Below are 26,778 nucleotides of genomic sequence, written 5' to 3'. Positions count from 1 at the left end.
TTAGCCAATTGTTGATCATTGGAAAACGTCATGAAATAATGTTTCAATGATTATGAAATCGAATGATAGTTCATGAAGACGCTAGACATAGAAGCTGTGCAGGCGTTCGTCCTCACTGCTGATCTGAAAAGCTTTACCCGCGCGGCAGAAGCGATGGATAGCACCCAGTCTGCTGTAAGCCTGAAGATCAAACGGCTGGAGGATGTGCTCGGACGCAGGCTCCTCGAGCGTACGCCGCGCCTGGTTCGGCTTTCGGCGGATGGAAGCGCGTTCCTGCAAGCCGCGCGGGTGCTGATCGATGCGCATCATGGTGCGATCGGCTGCTTCGGCATCGAGCCGCGTCGGCTCGTGGTCGGCATCAGTCATCACATCGTCGGCGCGGAACTGCCGCTCCTGTTGCGGCGGATGCGCAACGCCGAACCGCGACTTGTGCTCGAGATCCGCGTCTCGAGCTCGGCCGATGTTCTCGACCAGTTTGATCGCGGCGACATCGATGCGGCCGTGGTCTTGCGTCACGCCAGCCGACGTCGCGGCGGCGAGGTCATCCTCGAAGAGAGCTTCGGCTGGATGGCCTCGACCGATTTCGAGCATCATCGCGGCGAACCGCTCCGTCTTGCTGCCCAGGCCGACCCTTGCAGCGTGCGCTGCATGGCGGTGGACGCGCTCAACAAGGCAGGCATCGCTTGGAACGAGATATTCGTCGGCGGCGGGGTCGCGACCATCGGCGCGGCCGTCGCGGCCGGTCTTGCGGTCGCGGCGCTCGGCCGCAGGGTTGCGCCGACCGGAACCATCGACATCGGAGCACAGCTCGGCCTCCCGCCATTGCCATCTCGCGACGTGGTGCTCCATGCGAGCCGCAGAGACCATGAGACAAGAAACGCGCTGAAAACCCTTACGGCTGCAATCCGGGCCACGGCGGTTAGGCCGTAGCCATCTCGACCACGATGCGCGCTGGCTCTTACCAACAGCCGATATAGATGCCTTTGAATCGTTTCTCGAAAGACGCCTTCACTGGGGCAGAGTGATAGGGGTCGCCAGGCTGCTTGATCCAGGGCTTGTCGCCACTTCGGGCGGTCGACGCCGCATCGTTTCAGTGGCCAAACAGCAGATAGCTGCGATCAATGCCGCGCTGATCCCTCGTCTCATCAGTCCAGCCGACCGCCCTTCGGTAGCTGCCAAGCGTCGCATTCTGTTTCAGAAGGGCGAGATCGACCTGCTGCGGCACGTCCGCAAAGGGCGAGACGAACAGCGCATCCTCGGGACAATAGAGCTCGCAGAGGAAGCAGGTCTGGCAATCGCCCTGGCGGGCGATCACCGGAATCCCGTCGGTCTTGTCGAAGACGTTGGTCGGGCACACATTGACGCAAATATCGCAGGCCGTGCAGCGCTCGGCGTCGATAACCTCGATCATTCCGCAGCCTCCGCATAGGCCGTGTCAGCATGTGCGCGCACCGAGGTCCAAATCTCGTCGAGCCCACCGGCCGTGATGTATTGGCGTTGACGATCGTCCTGATCCGGAAAATCGTCCCGCCGGTGCATGCCACGGCTTTCCTGTCGTGCCAACCCGGATCGATACATCCAGCGTGCCGTCGCCAGCATGGCCGCGCCTTCGCGCGCCCGAAGCAGGTCATCTTCGGCCGCCGCGTCCGCCTGCGACGCTTCGACCCAAAGCGCATCGAGGCGCTCCAGCGACGCAGTCAAACGCCCCGCCTCGCGGAAGTAATTCAGCTCATAGGGAAAGACTTCGTCCTGAACCGACTTTGCGAGCGCTGCCGGCTTATACGCCCGTTCGGAGCGCGGGCGTAGCGCAACAGTCCCGGCCGAAGAGACAGTGCGCCTGGTGGCAACCCCCACTTGTCGCGCATAGTCGGCGGCGCCCTGCCCGGCGAACGTGCCTGAGGATATTGCCCAGGCGGCATTGTGGCTTCCGCCGCCGGTAAATCCACCGCAGATCAATTCGCGGGTTGCTGCATCACCTGCGGCGTAGAGCCCCGGCACGCTTGTGGCGCAGGTGTCGTCGACGATCCGAAGCCCGCCGGTGCCGCGCACCGTGCCCTCGAGTCGCAAGGTGACGGGAAACCGATCGGTGAAGGGATCGATTCCGGTGCGGTCGAACGGCAGGAAGAAGTTCGGCTGCGAGGCCCGCATGTCCCGCCTCACAGTCTCGTCTGCCTTGTCGAGCCGGGCGTAGACTGGCCCCTGCAACAACGCGCGAGCGATGGCCGAGCGCCCGCCCTTCGAGGCTGCACCAGGGACTACGCCGCCATCCTCATATGTAAACGTCGCCCAGCCATAGAACAGCGTCTTGGTCACCGAGCCAAAGGCGGGTGATATCGCGTATGGATTGGAGAACTCCATGCTGGTTAGATCGGCGCCCGCTTCCGCAGCCATCAGATAGCCGTCCCCGGTCAGCACGTTGGAGCCAAGTGTCTTACTGAGGAACGCGCAGCCGCCGGTAGCGATCACTACCGCTTTGGCACGTACGGTCCAGCGGTCGCCCTTCTGGCGGCGAAGTCCGCTCGCACCCGCGACCGCACCATCATCGTCCACGAGCAGTTCAAGCGCTGGGCAATGGTCGAGAATAGTGACGCGAGCCTGTTTGGTGCGCTTGCGCATCAGCCGCATATATTCGGGACCCTGCAGGGAATTGCGCTGCGGCCTGCCGTTGTCATCGACCGGGTAAGGATAGCCCCAATCGGCCAACCGGTTGCTCTGCTCATAGGTGCAATCGAGCACTCGCGTCATCCAGCGCCGGTCCTGCAGATAACCGCCCATCTTCTCGCGACCAGCCATCGCGGCTTCGCGCAGCGCAGGATCCGGATCGATGTACCAAACGCCGGTGCCGGCTGCCGCCGTCGCACCCGAGGTGCCACAGAATCCCTTGTCGGCGAGCACGACGCGCGCCCCGCACTCGGCCGCGCTGACTGCCGCCCAAGTCCCTGCCGGTCCGCCGCCGATCACCAGGACATCCGCGTCGAACTCAACCGATCCGACCGGCGTTGACGCGCGTTCGGTGCGATAGTGTCGATAGGTCATGGATCATTTCTCCGTACGCAATTGCCCGCGGCGGCGCGCAGCATGCGGACAGGAAGGTTACGCGATCGAACGCTGCTGGCAATTTCAGATATTGACGAAGACTTGGGTAAAGCTTTCCCAGTGGCCGCTGGCGAGAGAAAATTTGTGCGGGCTCACGCACGCACTGCCGAGCCCAAGAATCCTCTGCTTCCCTGGAGTTGAGCAGCGATCGACGATTCGGCGATCGCGGGCTGCGACACCTCCAGGCGACACCTTCGTCGGTGGCGTGGCCTGAATAAGTCCCGCCACGACGAACGTCGCTCGCGGCCCGGACGCCCCACATCGTCGCTCACGTCCAGACACCGGAGCGGCGATCTTCCACCCGCTTGGCCTTGTGGGTGGCGCGCGGTAGCGAGTCCGGCGGCAGCACCCTGACAATGGCGGAAACGCCGGTCACTGCGCGAAACTTACGCGCGAACTGATCGGACAGCTCCTCGACATGGCCGTTGTAGCCGTGACGACACTCGATCTCGACCGTGAGTCGATCGAGATGATCGACGCGCTCGACGATGAGACGGTATTCCCCCGTGAGTTCATGGTCTTGACGCGCCACGGCCTCAACGTCGCTCGGAAACAGGTTGACGCCCTTGATGATCAGCATGTCGTCAAGGCGGCCGTGCACTCCGTTGAGGCGGATTGCCGTGCGTCCGCAGGCGCACGGGTCCGGATTGAAGCTGACGATGTCGCCGGTGCGAAAGCGCACCATCGGTCGTGCCCGCTTCTTCAGCGTGGTGAGCACCATTTCGCCGCGATCACCAGGCTTCACCGGCTCGTCACTCTTGGGATCTAGCACTTCGACAAGGATGTGATCCTCCGCCCAATGCAGACCGTTTTTGTGCTCGCACATACCGGCGCACGATCCGAAGATGTCGGAGAGTCCGTAATAGTCGTAGACTGACGCCCCCCACAATCGCTCGATGCGATCTCGCGTCTCCGGGATCGATCCGCCCGGTTCACCGGCGACGAAGATGCGCCTGACGGCCAGATCCTTGCGCAGGTCGTAGCCTTCCTTTACGGCGGTTTCCCCGAGATACCAAGCATAGGACGGCGTAGTCCAGATCACGGTGGCCTGGAACTGCTTCAGAATCTGCAGCAGGCGCTCGGAGGGGATCGTGCCAGCATGGATCGTGAGCGCGCCAAGTTTCTGGGCGCCAAGCACGCAGGGCCCACCGATGAATAGCGAGAAGTTGAGCGAATGAACGTAGCGGTCGGTTGGACGCATGCCAGATGACCAGAACTGCCGCGCTTCATAGTCGATCCACTCGTCGAAATCTTGCGCGGTGAACGGCGATGCCGTCGGCACGCCCGTCGAACCGGACGAGGCGGAGATATAGACGATATCGCGCTCGGGCACTGCGACGAGATCGCCGAAAGGGGGCACGGCAAGCTGTCGGTCGCGCAGCACACGCTTGTCGATGAATGGAAAGCGCCTGATATCATCGAGGCTGCGGAGTTGGTCGGGACCGACCTTCGCCGCGTCGAATGCGGCACGGTAGGCCGGCGAGCCAGCGTAGGCATGCGCGAGATGGTCTTGCAGCAGCGACAGCTTGAGTTCGTCCCACGCTGCCCGGCTTTGGGTCTCGAGCTTGGGGTCCCAATACACTCGGTCGTCCGCGCTTGCGAAGTCGGTCATCATGATCTCGTGTGTCTGGTGGCACGCAGCGGCACCTTCAGTCCGCTCTGCGGGCTCGGGAGCATTTTACGCTCTCAATGACGGCCAGTGAACTCGATAATAGCTCGGCGGATCATTGAAACGGTGGACGCCTTGATGCGCTGAGTTCCCGTCAGATGCCCCCTCGAGATCTGCCAAACGCCTCGGAGCGAACGGGCTAACAGTACACTCGGCATCATCTGCCGTGGCAGTGAGGGATTGCGGCTGTCCTGAAGGTCTATGAGCTTAGACCGCGATCGGCACGAAGTGGTTGATGAGCACCAGGATCACCAGCGCGACCACACCGACGCCGAGGCTCCACCCGATCAGTTGCTTCTCGACGGGGAGCAGCGGTTCGCCGGCTTTGTTCGATTCACGCTCGAATTCTGTCTGTGACACGTCTCTCTCCTTTCACGGCTTTCAGCTTGCGAGCGGCGGCTTAACGCCGCTGAAGAAAAGCCACGAAATCAGCAGGCCAACCCAGATCACGAAGCCGAACAGACTCACGAAATAGACGGCGGCCAGCTTGCCAAAGCCCTGCTGCCAGAGCTTTCGGAAATCCGACAGCACGCCGATCGAGAAGAACGTCAGGATGAAGAAGATAACCCGGGACACGTTCGCTTCGCCGGCCGCGTTCGGCAACGCCTTCGCGATCTCGGGTGTCGTGCCGAGCGCGAGATAGAGCGAGATCGCGAACACCACGACGAAGCCGAGGATGAATTTCGCGAAGCGCTGCCAGATCTCGCCCGGTTTGGCCTTATCGGCCCCCTTGTCGATATAGTTCGTCCAGATGTAGCCGAGGATGAAGGCCCAGACGCCGATGAAGATGTCGATGAAGACCTTAACGGTCGCCGTCGTCGCCAGGATCCAACCAGGCTGATACTTGATGCCCTCGGCGGCAGCCCTCGCCGTGATCAATGCGTCCGTGATGCCACCACCGCCACCGCCGCGCCGTCAGTCTTGACCGCAAGGCCTATCCAGGCTCCTGCGACCAGCGGCTCCTGCCACAGGAAGGTCTGCGCCAGGAACGGCAGGATCAAGACCTCGACCACCGCGAACACCACGACCAGCGACGACACCAGGACCGGCACCGCCGGCCGCGCCCGGATCGCGCCGCCGGTTGCGATCGCAGCGGCGACGCCACAGATCGAGATGCCGGAGGCGAGCGGCACCGACCACTCGCGGCGGAAGCCGAACCATTTCCGAGCGACAAAATAGACCACCGCCCAATAGATCAGATAGGCCTCGACGATCGCGGCCGCGCCGCGGATCAGAATTGACGACGCAAGGTTTAGCCGGCCAGCCGCCGGTCACCGCCACGGTCGCGCCATTTGGAATCCAGGTCAACGGCTTGGCACCTGGCCCATTCAAGATAAATATCAAAAATGGTCGTTTCTTCAACAAGAGCAGCGAAGCCGAGGAAGCCGCGACGGTGCCTGTTGGGCGTCTCGGAGAGCCGCACGAAATAAAAGGACTGGCACTGCTACTTTCGTCCGGCGCTTCCAGCTACATCACCGGCACCGTTATTCCGATTGACGGTGGGAAGACAGCCGGCGGATAGGGCTGTCTTAAATGGCGAAGCGCGCATTTTGTGGATTCACATCGGTTGGCCGATTCATGGTTCGCACCTCGCCAGCAGGTTGTCTTTGACATCAGGGTCAATCCGGGCGTCATGTCCATCCCGGCAAGATCGGCGGACCTCGCCTGATCGGCGATCATCTGTTCAAGCGACGGCTGGCAACAATCCTTCTCCGTTAGAGGCTCGATTCGCTTGAGAAGCGATGCGCACCTTGCATCGCAAGTCTGGGATCTGCTGTCCTTCGACCAAGCGATGAACTCGAACAACAATCCCAGGGCTCGGCATCAGAGTTTCGATGCCGTGCCGAGACCATGGTCGCCGGGCCGCCCTAGGCTCCGCCTCCCACCGTGCCGACAATGACATCCTTGCCGTCGCGGATGGCTTGGTGAAGGAACGGCCTGCCCAGTAACTCGCCGCGTTCGTCGAACTTGAGGTCCTGGCCGGCACCAGTGAAATCGATGGACTCGTTTCTTCGGATGAGCGCCAGAGCTTCGGCACCCGTCGCCACCTTGGTGCCAGGCCCGTTCGTAACCGGGATGATCTGCTTGGCGAACTCAACAGGATTGGCGGATTTCGCCTTCTCTATGGCGACCGCGAGAACATTGATGGCATCGTACTGAAGCGCGGCGAACGGAAATACAGTGCCATCGGGTGCACCCAATGCCTTTACAAAGGCCTTGTATTCGGGCCTATCGAGTGGGCTGATCGGCTGCACATGCTCGATGCCTTCCGCAACTTCCTTGCCGACGTTCTTGACGAAAGCGCTGCTGCCGTCGACGCCAGCTGCGGCTGCAATGGTGAGCGAAAAGACCTTGCCCTTGTAACCGCCTCGGTAGATCTCCTTCGCGATCGACGTAAACTGATTGACGTAACCCGGGACAAACACCGCATCCGGGTTCGCGGCAAACACCTTTTCAATTTCGGCCCGATAGGAGGGCTGGTCGGGCTTGAATTCCACATTCGATATCACGGCGCCGCCGCCATCCTGGATCGTCTTCAGGAAGGACGGGATCATCGTGGCGACGAACGGATTTTGCAGGTGAAGCAAGCCGATCTTCTTATAACCTCCATTCAGGATCGCACGTGCGGCCGGTGCTCCCCAGCTGGAAGCTCGGGCCTGGAAGCGCCAGACCAGCCCCTTCGTATCGCCCTCCGTCACTTCGTCGGCTGAACCCAGTACGGTGAGGACCACGTTTTTCTCGAGCGTCAACGGCCGGACTGCCAAAATGGGCGCCGATCCCCACACGGCCGTAACGGCAACGACCTTGTCGATATCCAAAAGCTTACGCGCCGCTTTTACCGCCGCGGTCGCACTGGTTTCATCATCTTCGATGAACAACTCGATCTTGCGTCCGCCGAGAACACCGCCCGCGTTGTTGATTTCATCCGCGGCAAGCTTGGAGGCCTTGACGATATCGGCGCCGTAAGGCCCTCCGCCACCTGTCAGCGGTGCCAGAACGCCGATCCGGATTGTCTCGCCGGATTGGGCGCGTGCAAGCGACGATATAAACGGGGCCAGCGCAATACCGCCCATCAGCGCCCGGCGCGAAATCAGGTGATGCATGTCATTTTCCTCTTTTATAAACTGAAAAGTCGCTACTCGGCCGCCTCGCGCACGACGACGCCGTCCTCGATGTCAAATTGCAAGATGTCGTTGAAGCGGTTGAAGGCGCCGCAGAGCGCCGTGCGCCATGTCAGCTCGACGATCTGGGCTTCGCTGAAATGTTGGCGCAGCCGGACGAAGATCTCGTCACGAGTCTTGTTCCAGTTATTGGTGACGGCGATGGCGTATTCCACCACCAGCTTGTCCAAATCATCAAGTTCAGCGTGGTTATGATAGTCGAGCAGCCGCTCTGCCCCCTCTTCCGATACGCCCTGAATAGCAAGTTTGGGTGCATGGTGGGATACGCAGTATGTGCAGCGATTAAGGAGAGAGACCGTCACGAGCGCCAATTCAAGATACCGTTTCGGCAGCACGGCCTCCTCAGACAAGTCGACCAGCATGGACCAGATATGCTGAAAAATCGGCGGCCGGTGCGCCATGACCCCGGCCTGGTTCTCAAACGCACCGTAGCCGGTCATCTTGTCCCAAAGCGGCTGGAGGCTGGCGGGAATATCCTCTTTGGTCTTTATCGAAATGCGCGACATGATGGCGTCTCCTATCAGTGCGTGACGTTTGGATTGGAGGGCTTGCGGGAAGACAAGCGATATTCCGATGACAGGCCATTTGGCCTGAACATCAGCATGACGATGAGCCCAGCCCCGATCAGGACCAGCCGGAGCGAGGCCGCTTGCTGTGCAGAGAAATACGGCACGAAGTCCTTGAGAAACCGCGTTCCTTCGAGCAGCACCATCACGGTGCAGGCCCCGAGCAGAAGACCGCGGTTGGAGCCTTTGCCACCGACAATGACACTCATGAAGGCGTAGACCGTGACAAATCCCGCGAACTCGCCGGGATCGATGTAGGTGAAATAAAACGCATGCAAGGCGCCCGCGAGGCCGATAACTGCGCCGCCGATCGCGAAAGCCTTCACGCGCAACGATAAAACGTCCTTACCCAATGTGGCGGCCACGACATCGTCTTCGCGCACGGCGCGGAGGGCGCGCCCAAAGGGTGAGCGAATGATGCGATCGAGCAAAAGGTAGACAAGGGCGATGAGTGCGAGACATACCACGAGGAAGAAGGTTTCGTAACGCTCGCCGCCGACCAGTTCGACGAACGGCCTTGGGATGTCGCGGATGCCATTGGCGCCCCCTGTCAGCCATGTCTCGTTGTTCAACACCAACCGCACCGACTCCGAGAAAGCAAGTGTCGTAATCGCGAGATAGTCTTCGCGCAGCTTGATCGTGGCGAGCGACACCAGGGCCGAAATGGCCGCTGTCGCGGCAATAGCCGCCGCCGTAGCTGTTACTCCATCGACCCCTTGTTTCGAGAGTATGGCCGCCGTGTAGGCGCCTACCCCATAAAAGCCCGCCAATCCGAAATTGATCATGCCTGCCTGCCCCCACTGAATATTCAGCGCGAAGCCAAGCAGCACGGCCAAGGACACGAAGGTGAGGATTGCGACAAGGTATCCGATCATCGCCGAATCCTCGCAACGCCGAACAGTCCCTGCGGACGAAGCAGCAAGACAAGTGCAAGAACGACGAAGCTGATCCCCTGCCGGTAGGTCGTGGAGACCGCAAGAGCGGAGGTCTCCTCGACAACGCCGATGATAAGGGCACCGACGACTGCCCCAAACGGATTACCGATCCCGCCGACCACGGCCGCCGCGAATACGGAAACGAGGTAATTTGTTCCGATGAGCGGATCGACAATGCCATCGAGGGCGATCAGCATGCCCGCAAAGGCGGTCAAACCCCCGGAGATAGCCCAGGTCCAATCGACCGTGCGTCCTCGCTCGACGCCGCGAACTTCCGCCAAGTCCGGATCGTCCGCGATCGCGCGCATGGCACGTCCGAGGCGGGTGCGTCTCAGGAGCACAGCAACCAGGGCCATTGACGTGAGCGTCACGATCAGGATCACGAGTTGCTCATGATTAAGCCGTAACCCGTTCCACAAGAGTGGCCGGGCCACAGGCACATCGAGAGTGCGTACATCGGCGCCGAAAGCAAATCGAATAATGTTCTCGAGCACGAAGGCAACGCCCATCGAGGCGACCAAGAGCGTGATGTGATCAGCATGCCGGATGTGACGGTAGATTCCTCGGTCGATACCAACCGCGATGAGGGCCAGGGCTGCCGCCGCAATCGGCGCAGCCAGCAGGATAGGCGCGCCGAGCGAGGCGTTTACGGCATAAGCGAGGTAAGCGCCCATCGTGATCATCGCGCCGATGGAAAAATTCGCAAAATTGAGAATGCCATAGGTGAGTGAGAGCGCGATCGCGGGAAGCGCAATCAGCAAACCCGAGATCAGACCGTTAAGCAGCGCTTGCATCATCGCTGGTACCCTGCTGAAGGAGCTCGCCTCCTGCCTTTGTTCCTCCGAGGAACAGTGATTTCACCTTTGGATCCGACAGGAAGGCCGCGGCGGACCACGTGCCCTTGATTTCACCACCCGCCAGCAGCAAGGCGTCATGCGAAATACGCATCGCCTCAATCAGGTTCTGTTCGATCATGATCACCGTGACGCCGGTGCGGTTCACCGCGGCGACAGCGTCGAGCATCGTGGTGACATAGCGCGGCGAGAGACCGGCGGAGGGCTCATCCAGCAGCAGGGTCGAGGGTCCGGCAATCAGCGCGCACCCCATCGCCAGCATCTGCCGCTGCCCGCCACTGAGCGTGCCGGCCTGCGCTTTGGTGCGCGGGACCAGGTCCGGAAAGAGGTCGAGCACACGCTGCCGAGCTGCAGCAAACGCGCCGCGCGCGGCTTTCCGGTGAATGAACTCGAAACCGATACTGAGGTTTTCCTCAACGGTAAGGTTCTTGAAGACATTCCGCTCCTGTGGAACATAACCAAGCCCGGCTGCGGCGCGCGCGGGCGGCGACAATGCTGTAATGTCGCGCGTTCCTATACGAATTGTCCCCTGGCGCGGCCGCAGCAACCCTGCCATCGTTTTCATGAGGGTCGACTTGCCCGCACCGTTCGGTCCGGCGATGGTGGTGATGCGCCCCGGCTTTGCCTGCAAGCTTACCGTGCGGACGATGTCGGTTGCGCCGTAGCCCGCGGAAACAGACTCCAAGCGCAAAGATCCCGATACGCTGGTCATGCCTTTACCCCGAGATAGGCCTCGACGACGCGGCTATCGCTAGATACCTCGGCGAATGAGCCCTGCGTCAGGATTTTCCCTGCAGCCATGACATAGACATGGCGGCAAAGGGCCGCGACCACATCGAGATCGTGCTCAATAATTAGGAAGTCCACGCCTTCGTCCGCGAGGCCGCGAATGGTGTCGATCAGGATCGCTTCCATGGAGGGTGCGACGCCGGCGGCGGGCTCATCAAGTAGCACGAGCCGCGGCGAAAGCATCAAGGCGCGACTAATCTCGAGGAGCTTTTTCTGGCCTCCGGAAAGTGCCGATGCAGGCTCGTCAGCGAGGCGCCAGAGATTCACTTTCAGGAGCGCCCCACGCGCCGCCTCGATGGCCGCTTCCTCCTCACGGCGAACCCGGCGAGCTCGCGTAAAAATACCCGTAAGGGTCTCGCCCGTCTGATCGGGACGGGCAAGCAGCAGATTCTCAAGCACGCTCAGTTGCCCAAGCTCCCGGGAAATCTGAAACGTCCGCACAAGCCCACGGGATGCAAGCCGATGCTGGGGAAGCGTAGCAACCGCCTCTCCATTCAACCATACGCCTCCGCTGGTCGCGCGCTCGACTCCCGAAATCACGTTGAGAAGCGTCGTCTTTCCCGCGCCGTTGGGACCGATCAGGCCGGTAATACGGCCATGCGGCAAATCCATATCGACGCCCGCGACGGCATCGAGCCCGCCATAGGATTTGGTCAAGCCACGGATCACGAGCAGCGGATGCGCCCCCTCCACGCCGTCGGAGGATGCGCGGAAAGGTGTGGGGGCCGGTTCAGGAATCGTCCGAAACGCAAACCGACCGGACGAAGTCTCGACCGAAGCACTCATGCCGGAAGATTAGGAGGCTTTGGAGCGCGTAGCGCATGACCGCAAAAATAAAAAGATTGTCCTCCCTATCCTGCTCACCGCAGGTCAATCCTGTCGCGATTGCTGCCGAGCGGGATGGGCTTGTTTCACGCCATCTCGACGACTTCGCCGCTTAAGTCTGCAGATGGCCGCGAAGCGTTGCGGCGGCATAATCCCGCCGGAACACGCCGAGACGCTGCAGTTCCGGGACCACGCCATCCACAAAGGCAGCAAAGGAGTCGGGCAGGAAGGCTGGTGAGATCACAAAACCGTCCGCATCGCCGGAGGTGAAGATGTCCGCAAGCTCATCGGCAACTTGCCGCGGCGTTCCGCAAATCTGCGGCACGAGGACGCTTTGCCCGTATTTCCGGCCAATTTCGCGCAGGCTGAGCGCATTGTCCTTCGCGATCCGGGACGCCATGGCGATCAGGCTCTGGGTGCCGGTGCTGTGCAACTGTTCGACGGGCGCGTCGAGGTCAAGTTCTTTCAGATCGATGTTCGCATGGGCCGATAACGTCGAAAGTCCGACCAGCGGATTTACAAGGGCATTAGCTTGATCCCGCTTTTCGAAGGCCTCTTCGCGGCTGCGGCCGACGAAGGGCATAATGGCAATGAGCGACTTGCAACCGCCCTCGACACGGCCCGACCGGGCCGCTTCCTCGTGGATCGCCTGCGTCGATCGTCTCATGTGCTCACGCGTCGGCGCAATGTTGAAGATGACCTCGGCCCATTTGACCGCGAAGGCACGCCCCCGGTCGGATGCGCCCGCCTGGATGATGACGGGCCGCCCCTGCGGTCCGCGCGGGATATTGAGCGGCCCCCGCGATTTGAAGTAGGTGCCGACATGGTTCACGTAATGCACCTTGGCCGGATCGGCGTAGAGGCCTTTTGCCTGGTCCAGCTGCAAGGCGCCTTCGTCCCAGCTGTCCCAGAGTTTCGAGATCAGCTCCATGAATTCGTCGGCCCGGTCATAACGCTGATCGTGGCTGAGGTGGCTTTCCAAACCGAAATTGAGCGCCTCGCCGTCGTTCATCGAAGTCACGACGTTCCAGGCCACGCGACCATTTGAAAGGTGATCAAGCGTGCTGAACTCACGTGCGAGATGATAGGGTTGGTCGTAGGTAGTGGAGCGGGTCGCACCGAGGCCGATATGACGGGTTGTCGCCGCCAGCGCGCCAAGGATGGGCACAGGATCCATCCGCGTCGAATCCTGATCGCCATACCGGATACCGATCTCCTTGTCGCCGCCGAAGCGGTCCGCAATCGCGAGGCGATCGGCGAAGAAGATCAAGTCGAACTTACCGCGCTCCAGGGTTCGCGCCACCTCCGTGTAGTAGTCGAGGGAGAGAAACGGAACGGCGTGTGCGGGATTGCGCCAGAGCGCATGGCTGTGCGCGACGGGCCCGGCGATGAGAAAGCCGGCGAGACTCATATGACGGGAAGACACTAATTCACTTCCACCTAAGGGAAGCGCCACAGCTAACAAATCCATCTGCCCCTGGCGATAGGAGGCGCTTCCCGCCCGCAAAAAGGAAGTTCATTCTAAACATCTCCTATTTTCAGGGATAATTCGAGCGCCTTTACTAAGCTTAGCAGATCAACATGCCATGAGCTCTCATGCTCAAAGAGACCGAGGTCGCCGGTTGGAGCGCGGCCCGGCCATTTTACTCGGCGGCTATGGCCTCGGCGCGGTCTGCGGCATGCGAAGGACGGGCGACAACCAGCCCTTCCCTTGCAACGGTTTCTCCGCCGCTTTCGCCATCTCGGACTTCTTGAGTGAAGCGATGTTTTCGGCGGCTGCGTTGCCCACCCCTTGCGGACGGCTTCAGGGATACCTCGCACCGGCACACGTTCAACATTCCCGCCCCCACGGTAGGAACGTAGAACTTGGCTTCGAGGACTGGAGCTCAACCGCAGGACGAAAACTCGGACCTCGTATCCGCTTCTTGAATTTGCGAATGTCGGAGATGGTATCTTCGCTCTCGGTCTCCACGTGAAACGGCCCCGAAGCTTGTCAAGCTGCGCATCCAAGTAAATCGAAAGGACGTCCGCGATTGCGATCGTCGATGTGGCGGATTCGTCGCTCCGGGGTGTGCTTGGAGGTTATGTAATCCCTCAGTTTTTCCTCCGCGGCCGCAATCTCATCTGCAAGGCAGCCTGTGCCGACATCCCGGCCGTTGTCTCTGATGATCCAGGTTGCTTGGTGAGTGATCTTTCCGCTCTTGCTTCAGCGGTGGCCTTGAGCTGAAGTCTTGCCCCCTTGCTTCTTCGCGGCATAGCTCTCGCATCCGTTCGATATGAGCCATGCCCCATTTCAGCTTGGAAGATCGGCGTCGTTCAGCTTAATGTCTTCCGTCTTGCAGATCGCTTGCGATGAAGATTTTAACTTGGTCATGCGATTTTCGGGTCACGCGGTCTGACGGAACGCCAGCTCGGCGAATAGGCCGCCTCGATCGAGGAGTTCCTGATAGCTGCCTTCCTCGACGACCTTGCCGGCCTCGAGCACATAGATCCGGTCGGCGTTCTGCACGGTCGAGAGGCGATGCGCGACGACGATGCGCGTGGCGTCGAGTCGCTTCAATCCCTCGGAGACGATCTGCTGCGTACGGTTGTCGAGCGCGCTCGTCGCTTCGTCGAACAACAGGATTCGCGGGCGGCGCACCACCGCGCGCGCGATCAGCAGCCGCTGCCGCTGCCCGCCTGACAGCAGCAACGCGTCCTCGCCAACGAAGGTGTGCATGCGCATCGGCATCGCCCGGATGTCGTCGTCCAGGCCGGCCAGACGTGCCGCCTCCCAGGCATCCGCCTCGGTCAGGACGGCGCCATTGAGGATGTTGTCCAACAGGCTGCCGCTCGTCGTGCGGCTCGATTGCAGCACCACGCCCATCTGCCGGCGCACGGCATGCAGGTCGAGATTTGCCAGCTCCTGGTCGTCGAAGAACACCGATCCGCGCTCCGGTGTCTCGAAGCCGAGCAGGACCCGCATCAAGGTCGATTTGCCCGAACCCGAAGCGCCGACGATGCCTATGAACTCGCCCGGACGCGCCGAGATCGAGACGCCGCCGAGGACGGCGGGGCCGTCCGCCCGATAGCGGAAGACCACATTGCTGACTTCGATGCCGCCGCGCAGGTCATGCGTCGCGCCGCGGGAGCCGAGATTCTCAGGCGTGGCGGCGAGCAGCGGTGCGGCGCGTCCGTAGAGCAGGCGCAGCGAGAGCAGGGCAGGCAGGGCGCCTGCAAGCGCCAGGGTGGCGGACATGAATTGCCCGTAGGCGGCGTTGAACGCAACGAACCGGCCAATCCCGATTTCGATGCCGCCGAGGCCGACGATGCCGATCAGCAGCGCGACGGCGGCGGTGCCGAACGCAGTCCCGAAGGCGGAGAAGCCGGCCGACAGGCTGCTCTGGCGGAATTCAAATTCGCGCCGCTTGATGAAGATCGGCGCCCAACGGGCAAAGCCGCGTGCCTCCGCGCCGGCGACCTTCAACTTGTTGATGCCCTGGATCAGCTGCAGCGCCAGGGCCTGGAGCCGTCCCTCCGTATCGAGGGCCTGCCGCTTCAGGGTCAGCGCCCGCAGGTTGATCGCGATCATGACGCCGAGCTGGACGATGACGAGGGCGATCGCAATCAGAGCCAGGCGCCAATTGTAATACAGGATCAACGCGAGACTGGAGACCGAGAAAACCGACGACAGCAGCGAGCCGATCACCGTTCCGCTGACCGCGTCGCGCATCTGGTTGATCGCGGCGGCGCGCAGGGCGAGATCGCCCGAGGCGTAGTTGCGGAAGAAGCCGGCAGGGAGGCGCAGGAGGCGGTCCCACACCGCGCCTTCGAGATCGGTGTTCAAGAGTGTCGCGAGCCGCAGCAGCAGGAAGCTGCGCACGAGCTCGAACACGACGCCACCGAGGCCGAGTGCCGCGATGCCGATCGCGAGTTGGAGAAGTTCGGAGCGCGACGCCGCGGGGATCACGTTTTCGAGCAAGATCTCGGTTGCCACCGGCGTCACCAGGCCGAGCAGGCAGCCCGCGAGTCCAAGCATGAGCACGGCGGCGAGCATCGGCCGGGCAAGGGGAAACGCAAAGCTTAGCAGGCCGCGGCCGTTGATCGGCGCGTCCGGCAGGCGGCGCTGCAGGACATAGCCGTATTCGGCGAGGTCAGCTGCGGGCTGCGCACCGACGCGCCGGCGTCGGCCGTCCTCCCAGATGTGGTAGCCGCCGCGCCAGCCCGTGCCGGCGATCAGCGCAACGGGTGCGCCGTCCTCGCGGCGAAAGCCGAGCACCGGGTGGCCGCCCTGGCGCCACCAGCCCGGCTTGAGCCGGATTCGTCGCAGACGTATCCCCGCCCAGGCCGCGAGCGCCGCCAGTTGGCGCCCGCTCGGCGGAGTGTTGATCTCCGCAGCTTCCGGTGGCGGAGTCGAGGGCAAGGTGATGGCAGCCGCCTCAGCGACAGCGCGGAAGGCCGCGGCGAGCGAGTTGTTGCGCGGCGCCCCGACGATGGACCGGGTCACAAGCGGCTCGATGACCGCAGCCACCACAGTGCGGTCGCGGGTGGCCTTGCCGATGATCAGCGCCGCTTCTTCCGATTTCCGGTCCGCGTCTGCCGCCGCCAAAGCGCGAGCGAAGCGCTCCTGGTGGCCGAGGATCGCACGCGCAAGGCTTCTCTCGGCGGCGAGTGCGGCGCTGGTCCGGCAGTCGATCGTGGCGCCTTGATCGGTGGCGATGCCACCGCTGGCCGCGCTGACCGGGATCGGCGGAGTGCCAGGGCCGTCCGGCCCGGCCCCGCGGAGGTCGGTCAGGATCGTGCCCTCGGCGATCGTAACCCAGAGCAGTCCCTGCGCCGGCCTGACGACATGGCCAGGTTCGAGCCAGGTGTCTCCCTGGTCGAGAACCGCAGGCGAGCCCGAGAGAGGCGCGCCAACGGTGCGGATCGTCCGCTCGATCCAGGCCTCGGCAGCCCCGCCGGCGCTGGCTTCGCCGTCATCGAGGCTCGCGAGGAAGGCGTCGATTGCGAAGGTCGACAGGTGGGCGGCCGGCGCCGGGAAGGCGATGAGCCGCATCTCGGCGGCGCCTGATGGCACCGTGATCGGCAAGGCGATCTCGCCGCGCCCAAGTGTAACGAGGCGCCGCCGGCGTCCCGCCCGGCCAGGCCAGTCGAGGTAGAGATCAGCCGTTCCGGCCTCAACTCGGAGGCCGCATGTCTCGATGATCACGGCTCCGCTGCGATCGATCGGCGCCGCGTCCGAGACGGCGATCCGGCGGGGAGGCTCATGCAGCACGGAGCAGCTCCGTGTAGATGCCGGCCTGCCCGTAAAGAGCTTCGTGGGATCCGCGCTCAACGATCCGGCCGCGGTCGAGCACCAGGATCTCGTCGCAGTCGCGGATCGCGCTGAGGCGGTGGGTGACGAGGATGATGGTGCAGCCGCGGCGACGCAGATTGTCGAGGATGGCGGCTTCGGTCAGCGCGTCGAGCGCAGAGGTTGCTTCGTCGAGCACGAGGATGCTTGGCTCCAGCGCGAGCGCGCGTGCGATCTCTAGCCGTTGGGCCTGGCCGCCCGACCAGTTGCTGCCGCCCTCGCTGACCTCGGCCTCGTAGCCGCCGGGGCGCGCGGCAATGGTCTCGTGCAGTTCGGCATCGCGGGCGGCCTCGACCATGCTGCGCTCACTCACCTGCGGCTGCCACAGGGTCAGGTTTTCGCGCACGCTGCCCTCCATCAGGACCACGTTCTGGTCGACATAAGCAATCGAAGCGGTGCGCACGCTCCGTGGGACCTGGCCGGATTCCCGCCCATCGAAGGCGATGCCGCCCGACCAGGGATCGGCGAGGCCGACCAGCAATCGCGCGATGGTGGATTTGCCGCTACCGGAGGCACCGACCAGGGCGATGCGCGCGCCCGGGGCGACCGCGAGGGAAAAGCTCTCGACCAGAGGCGGTTCGAGCGGATTGTAGCCGTAGGCCAGATCACGGATCTCGATTGCGCCGGACAGGCGGAGCGACGCGTTGTCGTCCACCAGCGTCACCTCAGCCGCATCGGAACGCTCGAGCGGGTAGCGCAGCACGTCATCGACGCGCTCCATGGCGACGCGCAGCTCGCGCATTCCGGAAGCAACGCCGACGAGGCCGTTCACCTGAGAGAGGAAGCTCGACAGCACCGTCTGGAACGCGGCGAGGGTGCCGACGGTGATCAGCCCGTCCACGGCGCGCAGACCACCGACGCCGAGGATCGCCGCCATGGTGAGTGCGCCGAGCGCACGCGGGATCAGTCCCAGCAGTTGCAGCGGCACTTGTGCGCGATGGACCGCATTCATGGTCCGGGCCTGAGCGTTGGCCCAGCGGTTCAGGAAGTCGTCCTCGGATGCTGTCGCCTTGAGCGTCTCGATCGACTGCACGCCGCTGATCGAGAGGCTGCCGAGCACGGCCTGCTCACGCATCACGGTGCGTGCGGCGTTCTCCTGCCGCCGCGCGATCAGCCGCGTGAAGACGACATTGACGAGCGCGAGCGCCAGTCCGATCCCGGCCAGTACCGGATCGTAGACCGCCATCAGGGCACCATAGAACAGGGCAGCGAGCCCAGTCACCAGCAGCGCCGAAACCTGGCTGCCGATGAGGTCGCAGGCCCGCTCCGTCGTCGCGAGCCTGCTCGCGACGTCGCCTGCGTAGCGCTGGGCGAAGAAGCTCGGCGACAGCCGCATCAGGTGCCAAGTCAGACGCAGACCCAGCGAAACCCCGAGCTTCCATTGCAGGCGCGCCAGGAAGTATCCCTGTAGCCAACTTAACAGGCCCCCCAAGAGCGCCGCGCAAGCGAGGCCGAACAGGAGGGGGCGGATCCAATCGGTGAGGTGACGAACCAGTATGTCGTCGACGAAGATCTTGGTCGCGGCCGGCACGAACACGCCGGGCATCAGCGCGGCTGCGCCGGCCAGCACCAGGAAGGCGACCGCGCCACGCGAGGGGGCGAGCTGATCGCGCACCGCCTGCCAGACATTCGGCCGCGCGCCGGACGGCTGGAAATCGGCACCCGGCGTCATCTGCAGCATCACGCCGGTGAAGGCGCGATTGAACTCTTCATGGGTGACCGTGCGCGGGCCGGTCGCCGGGTCGTTGAGGTAGACGACCTTGCGGCCGATCCCTTCCAGCACGACGAAATGATTGAATTCCCAGAACAGGATTGCGGGCAGCGGCTTGCCGGCAAGGTTGGCCGGCTCGGTGCGCCAGCCCTCGGCCTCCAGACCGTAGCGGCGCGCGGCGCGCACCACATTCTTCGCCTTGCTGCCGTCGCGCGAGACGCCACAGGCGACGCGCAGCTCCTCGAGCGGCACCCACTTCCCGTGATATGCGAGCACCATCGCGAGGCAGGCAGCGCCGCACTCGACGGCCTCCATCTGCAGAACGGTCGGAACCGGCCTGCGGGAGGTGCGCGGAAAGCGCGTCAGGAAATTCCTGCTCATAGGCCGACGAACCGCCGTAGTGCAGGGATGAACAATTCGATCGGATTGCCAGACTTCACCGTGACCTGCCCTTCCAGGAGGGTCGTCGAGGTGAGCGCTATCTGCTCGCCGCGCTTTGAGGTCCAGGCATAACTATCGGGTCCATGAGCACCGGGGTTGATCCGTACGACGAGCTGGAGCGGAGGTCCGGCTTTGGTGAAGAGACGGGCGAGGTCGGGATTGCCGAGGCGTTGGGCCAGCGCCGCCTCGTTTTCCGGGCTCTCGTCGACCTGCACGACAGTGCCGACCAGCGTCCCATACTCCTCTTTCTTGGCAACCGAGGGCGACAGGCGCACCTCCATGCCCAGCTTGACTTCCTTGCCGCTATCGGCCGGCACATAGAGCAGCGCATCAAGCCGCGGGCCGCCCTGTTCGATCACCATCAGTTTCTGGCCCGCGCTGACCAGAGCATGGTCGCCGGCTTCGTTGGTCGTGATGATGCCGTCGGCCCGCGCCACGATGGTGGTCGCCAGATTCTCGCTTAGGCGCGTCTGAGCACGTTGCCCTTCCGCGTCGCGGAGCTGTCGGTCCATGGCGGCAAGTTCCTGGTCGGACTGGCGACGCAGAGACAGCAGTGAGGCGTCAAGAGAGAGCAATTCAGTGCGAGCCCGCGAAATCGATTCGCGGGCAGCGAAGAGTCGCTCGCGGGCTTCGATCACTCTCTCGGATGGTGTCAGTCCTTTGGACTGCAGGAATTCACGTTGCTCCAGCAATCCGTTGAGTTCGCGTACTCGCGCCTCGCCGAGATCAATCGTCTCCTGCAGGGCATCCCGTTTGCGCCGGGCGGCGACTGTCTCTTTCTCGATGTGGTCGTTAAGCAGAGCGGCGAGCGCCGCGCGCTGTGTCGTGAGTTGATTGACGCGGTCATCCACGTCGGCGATGCGGGCGGCGTCCTCAGGTGCACTGAGCCGGGCGAGCAACTCGCCCTTCTTTACGGTGTCGCCGCGTTGGCGGTAACTGTCGAGCCAGCCTGCCTTGGGCGCGTAAACGCTGACGAAGGCCCCTCCAGCCGGCACGAGCAAGCCCTGGCCGCTAACTGTCGTGCGATAGCTGCCGAAGATCGACCAGCCCAAGCAGCCGCCGACGATGACGAGTGCCGTACTCAGTGCCACCCAGCCGAGCGGTGAGGTGACGCGCACCATCTCATCGAGCTGCTCCGGCCCCACCAGCCCGTCGAGCGCTTCCTTGCGAAAGAGAGTGGTCGTCATGGGAAAAGCTCTAAGGCTTGAAAACAAATCATCTCGGAACGCCACGACACCGAGTTCCGGCCGCCCCTACGCTCTGCTGACGCATGCCTTGGTTCGTCGCAGCGGCGTCCACTAAAGAGATCGCGCTTGAGAACCGTGCCCGCTCTGGCTGAACTGGACACGGCCCTCCACAGCTGGTTATCTTGTCGTGGATGAACTGCTAGGCCCCGCCACTAAGTCCGTCGGAACAGCTTTCTCCGGCGGCCTCGCGGCTTGGATCAGTCGCTCGAACCAGCCTCCGGCGACAACACTGGCAATTTTGGTGATGGTTCCGCCGACTGCCGCCCAGTTCACCCCTCCGTTAACCTCGTTCAGCATGGCGTCGTCGAGCTTCGTCTCGCCGCGGGAGGCATCGGACTGAGCCGCGACGAGCCGCTGTGCCGCCTCGAATACGTTCTGAGCCTCGGCTTCGCTGATCGTCACGCCCCGAGAAGCTGAATAGGCGACCAGCTCTCGCGGCGTGGCGACCTTGGCATTGAACCGGGCGGAATCGTCCGGATCGTTCTGGACGGCGAGAGCCATTTCCCGGAACGCTTTGAATCGTGCTGCGTCCGAGAAGCCGCAACTGTGATCGGTCAAAGAAGCCTCCTTGTCATGTATCGCTCTGCACGCATGAGCCCCGATAAGCGCCGCGGGTATAGACAGAAGGTAGAATTGCAGGCCCTAAATAAGCGTGAACTGTCGCTGACCTTTCCCGCGTGGCCCCCAACCGAAAGGCCCGCGGGCGTTGTCGTTTTGGGTGGCCTCCCTCGGGAGGGGCGGAAATAGCGGCGCCGTTCACATAAGGCGAATACATCAAAAACCAGCGTGTTGCTGTAAAGGCAGCCCGGCCTGCCGACGCGGCTTGTCGCCGGCCTGTTCATTCTGAAGCACATGCACAATCTCTCGGATGAGGTGCTGTGCGCCCGCGGGATCGAGGCCCCCCTATTACCAATACTTCTGCGGTGAGTTGAGCTTTTGCCACCGGCTGCCGTTCGATCGATCATCGATGCTGGCGCCAGCGGCTCGGCGAGGAGCAACTCGTAGCGCCGATCCAGGAAAGTCTGTTGGTGGCGCACAAAACTGGCGATCGGTCCCAAGGACCTGGAATGGGTGGTGGTCGATACCACAGTGCAGCCCAAGGCCGTTGCGCATCCGGCCGATGCGCGGCTGATGCATCGGCCATCACCAAGCTCGTCGAACTCGCTAAGCGCAACCGCGCGCCGCTGCGCCAGAGTTACTTGCGCCTGCCGAAGCGCGCCACCATCATGGTCGGCCGCTATACCCACGCCCGCCAGTTCAAACGCGCCCGGCGCCAACATCCGATCCCTCGCCGAAACTGTCCCGGCTCAAAAGATCGCTTAAATCAGCGCGCGCCCGCGTTCTTCACAGAGTACTACTTATTCCTCTTTGATTTTTCCGCGAGCGTATCCAATGTTTTCGCATACGGCTCGAATAATTTTCCGAACACTTTGCCCCAACTATCAATTGGGTGGAGAATTGATAGATTTAATCTCTCTGCTCCATTGACATTTTCTAATACTTCATCAGAAAGTTTCATCTCTTTACAATTTTTGCCAAATTCATCTTTTCCGTTATTCATTTTTTCCCGCCTCCCAGACGCGATAGCCGCTTCGCCAGCCGAGGTGACCTCAGTTACGCGTTTTTGTCCGTCACCGACATCATTCGCGATGATTCGGCCATCAATTCGCGACCATCTTGAGTAAGACTCTCGCTTCTAACGGCCATCCCAACGCCTTTCACGACGATTCCACTGATCATCGCGAAGATTCCACCGATCTTATAGGCAGTGCTCTTGGCCAACGTGCTTGCTACGCCGGCGCCCGCAACGTTGTCCAGTTCATCATCGGTCAAAGCAACCGAATTATCGCTATCTCTGGTCATGGTCGATAGTCCTATCTCGCAGGCTGGCTGAGTTGCAGCTAAACCCGCTTCTCTTAAGAGACACTTAGCAGGCCGTTGAAAAAATGACACTCGCCGCCGGTCGGTGATCATCATTCATTGGCTCCACGAGATTCGGAGATGGTGCGTGTGCGGCGGCGACAATCGAACGGGCAAGCTGTTCAGCTACGTTGATCTGGAGGCGGTCCACATTCGAGCCTTGACGGCAGCACTCCCGATCAAGCCTACTTTGACCTCGCTGCCGCTCCGCGCGGCAGCCTAACCCCGGCAGAGGCTCCACTTATCGATACGGAGATTCTGTTCAGACAACCCGGGACCAGCTCTCCTCGCCTATATGAAGCTGATCGAAGACGAGTTCGGAGACCTGCCGTTGGCAGCATTGGCGGATCGTCGGGCCCGCGGTGAATTCAAAACCCGGCGCGATTCCTTCGCCGCAACGCCACGCAAGGCAGACTACGCCTGGACGACGTTGGCGCGGCTCAGGTCGTTCGCAAAGGAACGCATGCGAACGAGGCGGCCGGCTTACGTGGCAGGCGCAAAGACAAGCTTTGGACCGAGCAAAACATAGCCGCCATACTCGCGGTCGCATCCGACGAGATCAAAGTGGCGTTGATCCTTGCTTTGTGGAGCGGCCAGCGACAGGGCGACCTTCACGCTTGTCTTGGTCGGTGTACGAGAGCCCCTATACCCGCGTTGCCACCAAGACGATCAGCGAGGGCATGAGCCTGCTGGAGTATGTCGCACCCAAGCTCAGGGAGGTCCGGCCGCTCGGCTGAGCCTAAGGCGTGTCGCGCACTGCGCGGATTGCGCCTATACGACCATCGCCTACAACTCCTGCCGCAACCGGCATTGCCCGAAACGCCAGGGCGCCGCCGCCAAGGACTGGCTCGCTGACCGCGAGGCCGACTTCTTGCCGGTGCCGTACTATCATGTGGTGTTCACGCTGCCGGCCATCGCCGACATCGTCTACCAGAACAAGACTGTCGTACGATCTGCTGTTCAAGGTCTCGGCCGAGACCATGCCGACGATCGCCGCCGATCCCAAGCATCCGGGTGCCCGCATCGGCATCACCTCCGTGCTGCAAACCTGGAGCTCGGCGCTCACCCACATCACCCCCATGTGCACTTGATCGTGCCAGGTGGCGGCATCTCGCCCGATGGCCTGCGCTGGGTGTCGTGTCGGCCGAGGTTCTTCCTCCCCGTAGGCGTGCTCTCCCGCCTGCTCCGTCGACTGTTCCTGGAGAAGCTCGTCGCCACGCACCACGCCGCTCGCCCTGAGCTTCTTCGGCGATGACGCCCATCTCGCCGATGCGCAATCTTTCGCGGCTTATCTCGCGCCGCTGCGCAAGACCGAGTGGGTCGTCTACGCACAGTAATGGCGAGAACATAACGCAACGATAGCGATCGAACTCGGACGAAATGCAGCAAAATCAACAAAGCTGACCAATAGGCCGCTTATAACGGTCTGGTTGCAGGTTCGAGTCCCGCCGGGCCCACCAGTGAAATCAATGATGGTGTACTCGAGGACGTCCGTCGAGCAGTTGATGGCGAATTTGGAACGCCGGCGCCAGCAAACGCGCTTCGGGCGAGCGCATCATACTGGCGACCGCGCGCATCCGCACGGGCACGACGCCCTGGGGCGCCGTGTCGCCGTTCCTAGAACGCCTTTTTCGTCTCCGGCCGGTGCTTGTTCGTCGGCACAAAACCCGACGGCTTTGCTTCGCGCGGTTGGCGCACCCAGACCTCGCGATTCGGATGCAGGCCGCCGCCGCGGGTGGCAGGAACGGCGGTGAGCCGTGCGCGGTGCAGCAGGCGGGTGTCCGCGTCGCCGCAATTCGGGTGGATGCCGTCGTTATCAGCCACCACCTTGTCCCATGCGGCTTTGCGCTGCCTGAGAACGGCAGGATCCGACAGCTCCGTGCAGTTGAGCTCGTTCTTGTTCAAATCCGCGACGATCTCGTCGCCGTCCTGAACGAGGGCGATCGGTCCGCCAAGGGCCGCTTCGGGGCCGACATGGCCGATGACAAGGCCGACCGATCCGCCGGAGAACCGCGCATCGGTCATCAGCGCCACCACGATTCCCCGCTCGCGACACAGCGTGGTGATGCGCGAGGTCGGGTCAAGCATCTCCGGCATGCCCGGAGCGCCGCTCGGCCCCTCGTAGCGCACGATGATCATGTCGTTGTTCTGGAATCGCTCGGGCGTCTTGTCGAGCGCGTCAAGCAGGTCCTGCTCGCCTTCGAACACACGTGCCTTGCCGCGGAACAGATTGTTTTCCAGTCCGCCTTCGACGCCGGCAAGCTTCAGGATCGCCGAGAATTCCGGCGACAAATTGCCACCGAGAACCCGCAGGCCTCCAGTCGGCTTATAAGGCTTGGCGACGGGATAGATCACGCTGCCATCGACGGCCTTGGTGCCGAGGCGCTTGACCTGCTGCGCCAGCGTTTCGCCCGTGCAGGTCATCACGTCGCCGTTGAGAAGCCCGGCCTCCAGCAATTCGCGCACGATCACCTGCACGCCGCCAACCTGGTCGATGTCGACCATCGAATACTTGCCGTACGGGCGGGCATCGGTGAGGACCGGAACGACATACTGCGACAGATGATTGAACTCGGCCGGCGTCATCACCTCATTCCAGAAGTCCGCAAAGCCTGCGGCGCGCGCGATCTCCGGCGCATGCAGGGTGACGTTGGTCGAACCGCCGACCGCCATTGCGACGATGACGGCGTTTCGGATGGAATCGCGAACCACGATGTCGCGTGGCTTCAGGTCCTTCGCGATCATTTGCGCGAGGTACTCGACCAGCTGGTCCGGGAATTCCTTGAGACGGCGGGGATCGTCGGACGGTGGCGCCACCATGTGCAGCGGCTGCATGCCGACGACACCGATGAATGTCTGCATGGTGTTGTAGGTGAACATGCCGCCGCAGCTACCGTATCCGGGGCAGGCATGACAGGCGATGTGATCGCGGTACTCGGCGTCCGGGTTGCCGGCGACCTGATAGGCGCTGACGATGTCGAGTTTCTCGCCGGTGTTCGGGTCGGTACCGGGATGGATCGGCCCATCCGACATGATGATCGCGGGCTGATTGTGCTCGAGGAGAGCGGCCAGCGTGCCGACCGGCGGCTTGTCACAGGCTACGACGGCTATGGTGCCGGCGAGACCGGTCGCGCTCAGATGCTCACAGAGCGCATCGTGAGTGACTTCACGCCCGATCAGCGAATAGCGCATTTCGCGGGTGCCATTGCGGATGCCGTCCGACGTCGCGATCGTGTATTCCGGCTGGACCAGGCGCAGCTTCAACTGGCCCGCGCCCTTGCCAATGCGGCTCTTGAGACTGTCGTGGATGGCATCGACCTTCGCCGTCACGCCCATGTAGCACTGGCTGTCGCCTTTGGTGCCGACCACGCCAACCGACGGCTCGTGGATCAGATCCGGATCGGTGCCAAGCTCTCGCGCAATCCCGATGGTTTGGGTGGAGCGGCCTGGATGCCGGTCGATGATGACGGCTTTCGATTTTGTCACGGCGAGATTCCTTCCAAGCAAACGGCTCTTTTTGATCGACAAATAGCGGGGTGCACCGGTGCGCGGGGATACGACCAAATTCCCTATAGCGGCGGCGGGCCGAATACGAGATTGATCGCGGTCGGCCCGTTCCAGGGCATACCCCCCGAAGATCGCCGACACAAGGATTGTTAAACCGTCTTGCGTTGAGCAACGACCGGCTGGGGCGGGAGGAATCGAGCCTCCGAACGGCGGAATTAAGATCAACTTGAATGACGCGTCACAAACAACAATAAACCTTGGGTATACCTAACTGCGGCCGCTGCATCGTTAGCCACCTGGATGCGGCAGATTAGACCATCGGGAGACACGGCCACCGAGCAGGCCAAGCTGGCGGGCCAGGATCGTGGTTCGGATCGTGTGATGCTGCTGTGGTGGGCCGCCTGGAATCACGCCGCTGGAAATGGCGCTGCAGATTGGCGCGACTTGGCTCGACGGCATGCCGAGCTGGCTCTTTAACTATCTCGATATCGAGCTGAATCTGCATCACGTTCTGAACGAACCAGGATCTTTCGATCTGGATCTGTGTCGGCGGCGTTGGCGCCGGCGGGTCGTCGCGAGGGCTTGCGCGGCTCAACCGGGCTGCGCTGGTTGTCTTGGCTCGCGATGAACAGCCCATGTACTAGGAACCTTTAAGCACACGGCAGGTTGACCGGCCGAGTAGGACAAGTGACGTGTCAAATTCT

Annotated in this window: 23 protein-coding genes and 1 pseudogene; 4 read left to right on the top strand and 20 right to left on the bottom strand. The window is 62.4% G+C overall.

What is annotated here, in order from left to right; translation table 11 throughout:
• Positions 1-72: 72 nt before the first annotated feature.
• Positions 73-930 (top strand): LysR family transcriptional regulator, encoded by an 858-nt coding sequence (locus tag AC5ZG1_RS06380; protein ID WP_496132300.1) that lies wholly within the window; start codon positions 73-75, stop codon positions 928-930.
• A 160-nt stretch (positions 931-1,090) separates the two neighbouring features.
• Here AC5ZG1_RS06380 and AC5ZG1_RS06375 read toward each other — a convergent pair whose 3' ends face one another.
• The 6 genes from AC5ZG1_RS06375 to AC5ZG1_RS06350 all read right to left on the bottom strand — a co-directional run bounded on the left by AC5ZG1_RS06375 (position 1,091) and on the right by AC5ZG1_RS06350 (position 5,949).
• A complete protein-coding gene (locus AC5ZG1_RS06375) occupies positions 1,091-1,411 on the bottom strand; it encodes a 4Fe-4S binding protein (protein WP_496132299.1) in 321 nt (106 codons plus the stop codon).
• Positions 1,408-3,036, bottom strand: a complete 1,629-nt coding sequence (locus tag AC5ZG1_RS06370) for an FAD-dependent oxidoreductase (RefSeq protein ID WP_496132298.1) — start codon at positions 3,034-3,036, stop codon at positions 1,408-1,410. Before AC5ZG1_RS06370 ends, AC5ZG1_RS06375 begins: the two co-directional genes overlap by 4 nt.
• A 328-nt stretch (positions 3,037-3,364) precedes the next feature.
• Positions 3,365-4,708 carry a phenylacetate--CoA ligase family protein gene (locus AC5ZG1_RS06365; RefSeq protein ID WP_496132297.1) on the bottom strand — a complete coding sequence of 448 codons (1,344 nt, stop codon included), beginning with the start codon at positions 4,706-4,708 and terminating at the stop codon, positions 3,365-3,367.
• A gap of 264 nt (positions 4,709-4,972) precedes the next feature.
• Positions 4,973-5,125: a hypothetical protein gene (locus AC5ZG1_RS06360; RefSeq protein ID WP_496132296.1), complete on the bottom strand. Its 153-nt coding sequence runs from the start codon at positions 5,123-5,125 to the stop codon at positions 4,973-4,975.
• Between the two features lie 21 nt (positions 5,126-5,146).
• Entirely contained in the window at positions 5,147-5,644 is a 498-nt protein-coding gene (locus AC5ZG1_RS06355) for a YeiH family protein (protein WP_496132295.1), read from the bottom strand.
• Positions 5,641-5,949 carry a putative sulfate exporter family transporter gene (locus tag AC5ZG1_RS06350; protein ID WP_496132294.1) on the bottom strand — a complete coding sequence of 103 codons (309 nt, stop codon included), beginning with the start codon at positions 5,947-5,949 and terminating at the stop codon, positions 5,641-5,643. The genes AC5ZG1_RS06355 and AC5ZG1_RS06350 overlap by 4 nt, the downstream gene beginning before the upstream one ends.
• Before the next feature lie 53 nt (positions 5,950-6,002).
• Here AC5ZG1_RS06350 and AC5ZG1_RS06345 point away from each other — a divergent pair, with 53 nt between their 5' ends.
• Positions 6,003-6,287, top strand: coding sequence for an SDR family oxidoreductase (locus tag AC5ZG1_RS06345; RefSeq protein WP_496132293.1), 285 nt, complete (start codon positions 6,003-6,005; stop codon positions 6,285-6,287).
• A gap of 346 nt (positions 6,288-6,633) precedes the next feature.
• On the opposite strand, the gene AC5ZG1_RS06340 is transcribed toward AC5ZG1_RS06345, so the two are convergent.
• The 11 genes from AC5ZG1_RS06340 to AC5ZG1_RS06290 form a co-directional block, all read right to left on the bottom strand.
• The gene (locus tag AC5ZG1_RS06340; protein WP_496132292.1) at positions 6,634-7,869 is read right to left on the bottom strand and encodes an ABC transporter substrate-binding protein; all 1,236 of its coding nucleotides are present in this window, start codon (positions 7,867-7,869) and stop codon (positions 6,634-6,636) included.
• A 32-nt stretch (positions 7,870-7,901) separates the two neighbouring features.
• Complete coding sequence (locus AC5ZG1_RS06335; RefSeq protein WP_496132291.1) at positions 7,902-8,453, bottom strand: carboxymuconolactone decarboxylase family protein; 552 nt, start codon at positions 8,451-8,453, stop codon at positions 7,902-7,904.
• 14 nt (positions 8,454-8,467) lie between these two features.
• Positions 8,468-9,388 carry a branched-chain amino acid ABC transporter permease gene (locus AC5ZG1_RS06330; protein ID WP_496132290.1) on the bottom strand — a complete coding sequence of 307 codons (921 nt, stop codon included), beginning with the start codon at positions 9,386-9,388 and terminating at the stop codon, positions 8,468-8,470.
• Positions 9,385-10,245: a branched-chain amino acid ABC transporter permease gene (locus AC5ZG1_RS06325; protein ID WP_456642121.1), complete on the bottom strand. Its 861-nt coding sequence runs from the start codon at positions 10,243-10,245 to the stop codon at positions 9,385-9,387. Before AC5ZG1_RS06325 ends, AC5ZG1_RS06330 begins: the two co-directional genes overlap by 4 nt.
• Positions 10,226-11,014 carry an ABC transporter ATP-binding protein gene (locus tag AC5ZG1_RS06320; protein WP_456642122.1) on the bottom strand — a complete coding sequence of 263 codons (789 nt, stop codon included), beginning with the start codon at positions 11,012-11,014 and terminating at the stop codon, positions 10,226-10,228. The genes AC5ZG1_RS06325 and AC5ZG1_RS06320 overlap by 20 nt, the downstream gene beginning before the upstream one ends.
• A complete protein-coding gene (locus AC5ZG1_RS06315; RefSeq protein WP_496132289.1) occupies positions 11,011-11,877 on the bottom strand; it encodes an ABC transporter ATP-binding protein in 867 nt (288 codons plus the stop codon). Before AC5ZG1_RS06315 ends, AC5ZG1_RS06320 begins: the two co-directional genes overlap by 4 nt.
• A 151-nt stretch (positions 11,878-12,028) precedes the next feature.
• Positions 12,029-13,342 (bottom strand): LLM class flavin-dependent oxidoreductase, encoded by a 1,314-nt coding sequence (locus tag AC5ZG1_RS06310; RefSeq protein ID WP_496132288.1) that lies wholly within the window; start codon positions 13,340-13,342, stop codon positions 12,029-12,031.
• 960 nt (positions 13,343-14,302) lie between these two features.
• Positions 14,303-17,170 (bottom strand): NHLP bacteriocin export ABC transporter permease/ATPase subunit, encoded by a 2,868-nt coding sequence (locus AC5ZG1_RS06305; RefSeq protein WP_496132287.1) that lies wholly within the window; start codon positions 17,168-17,170, stop codon positions 14,303-14,305.
• Positions 17,160-19,340 carry an NHLP family bacteriocin export ABC transporter peptidase/permease/ATPase subunit gene (locus AC5ZG1_RS06300; protein WP_456642126.1) on the bottom strand — a complete coding sequence of 727 codons (2,181 nt, stop codon included), beginning with the start codon at positions 19,338-19,340 and terminating at the stop codon, positions 17,160-17,162. The genes AC5ZG1_RS06305 and AC5ZG1_RS06300 overlap by 11 nt, the downstream gene beginning before the upstream one ends.
• Positions 19,337-20,587: an NHLP bacteriocin system secretion protein gene (locus AC5ZG1_RS06295; protein WP_496132286.1), complete on the bottom strand. Its 1,251-nt coding sequence runs from the start codon at positions 20,585-20,587 to the stop codon at positions 19,337-19,339. The genes AC5ZG1_RS06300 and AC5ZG1_RS06295 overlap by 4 nt, the downstream gene beginning before the upstream one ends.
• Before the next feature lie 177 nt (positions 20,588-20,764).
• The gene (locus AC5ZG1_RS06290) at positions 20,765-21,205 is read right to left on the bottom strand and encodes a hypothetical protein (protein ID WP_456642128.1); all 441 of its coding nucleotides are present in this window, start codon (positions 21,203-21,205) and stop codon (positions 20,765-20,767) included.
• Between the two features lie 243 nt (positions 21,206-21,448).
• On the opposite strand from AC5ZG1_RS06290, the pseudogene AC5ZG1_RS06285 reads away from it, so the two are divergent.
• A pseudogene (locus AC5ZG1_RS06285) lies at positions 21,449-21,921 on the top strand (transposase); the annotation flags it as partial.
• An 80-nt stretch (positions 21,922-22,001) separates the two neighbouring features.
• Here the strand turns inward: AC5ZG1_RS06285 and AC5ZG1_RS06280 are convergent.
• Together AC5ZG1_RS06280 and AC5ZG1_RS06275 are read right to left on the bottom strand one after the other, a co-directional pair.
• Complete coding sequence (locus AC5ZG1_RS06280) at positions 22,002-22,208, bottom strand: hypothetical protein (RefSeq protein WP_496132332.1); 207 nt, start codon at positions 22,206-22,208, stop codon at positions 22,002-22,004.
• A gap of 53 nt (positions 22,209-22,261) precedes the next feature.
• Entirely contained in the window at positions 22,262-22,624 is a 363-nt protein-coding gene (locus AC5ZG1_RS06275) for a hypothetical protein (RefSeq protein ID WP_496132285.1), read from the bottom strand.
• 676 nt (positions 22,625-23,300) lie between these two features.
• Between AC5ZG1_RS06275 and AC5ZG1_RS06270 the strand changes: the two genes are divergently transcribed.
• Positions 23,301-23,822, top strand: coding sequence for an IS91 family transposase (locus tag AC5ZG1_RS06270; RefSeq protein WP_456642197.1), 522 nt, complete (start codon positions 23,301-23,303; stop codon positions 23,820-23,822).
• A gap of 362 nt (positions 23,823-24,184) precedes the next feature.
• Here AC5ZG1_RS06270 and AC5ZG1_RS06265 read toward each other — a convergent pair whose 3' ends face one another.
• Entirely contained in the window at positions 24,185-26,053 is a 1,869-nt protein-coding gene (locus AC5ZG1_RS06265) for a dihydroxy-acid dehydratase domain-containing protein (RefSeq protein ID WP_496132284.1), read from the bottom strand.
• Positions 26,054-26,778: the final 725 nt, after the last annotated feature.

This window comes from Bradyrhizobium sp. Leo78 (genome assembly GCF_059512425.1).
Note: the sequence above shows the minus strand (reverse complement) of the source record. Positions and strands in the feature narration are given on the sequence as shown.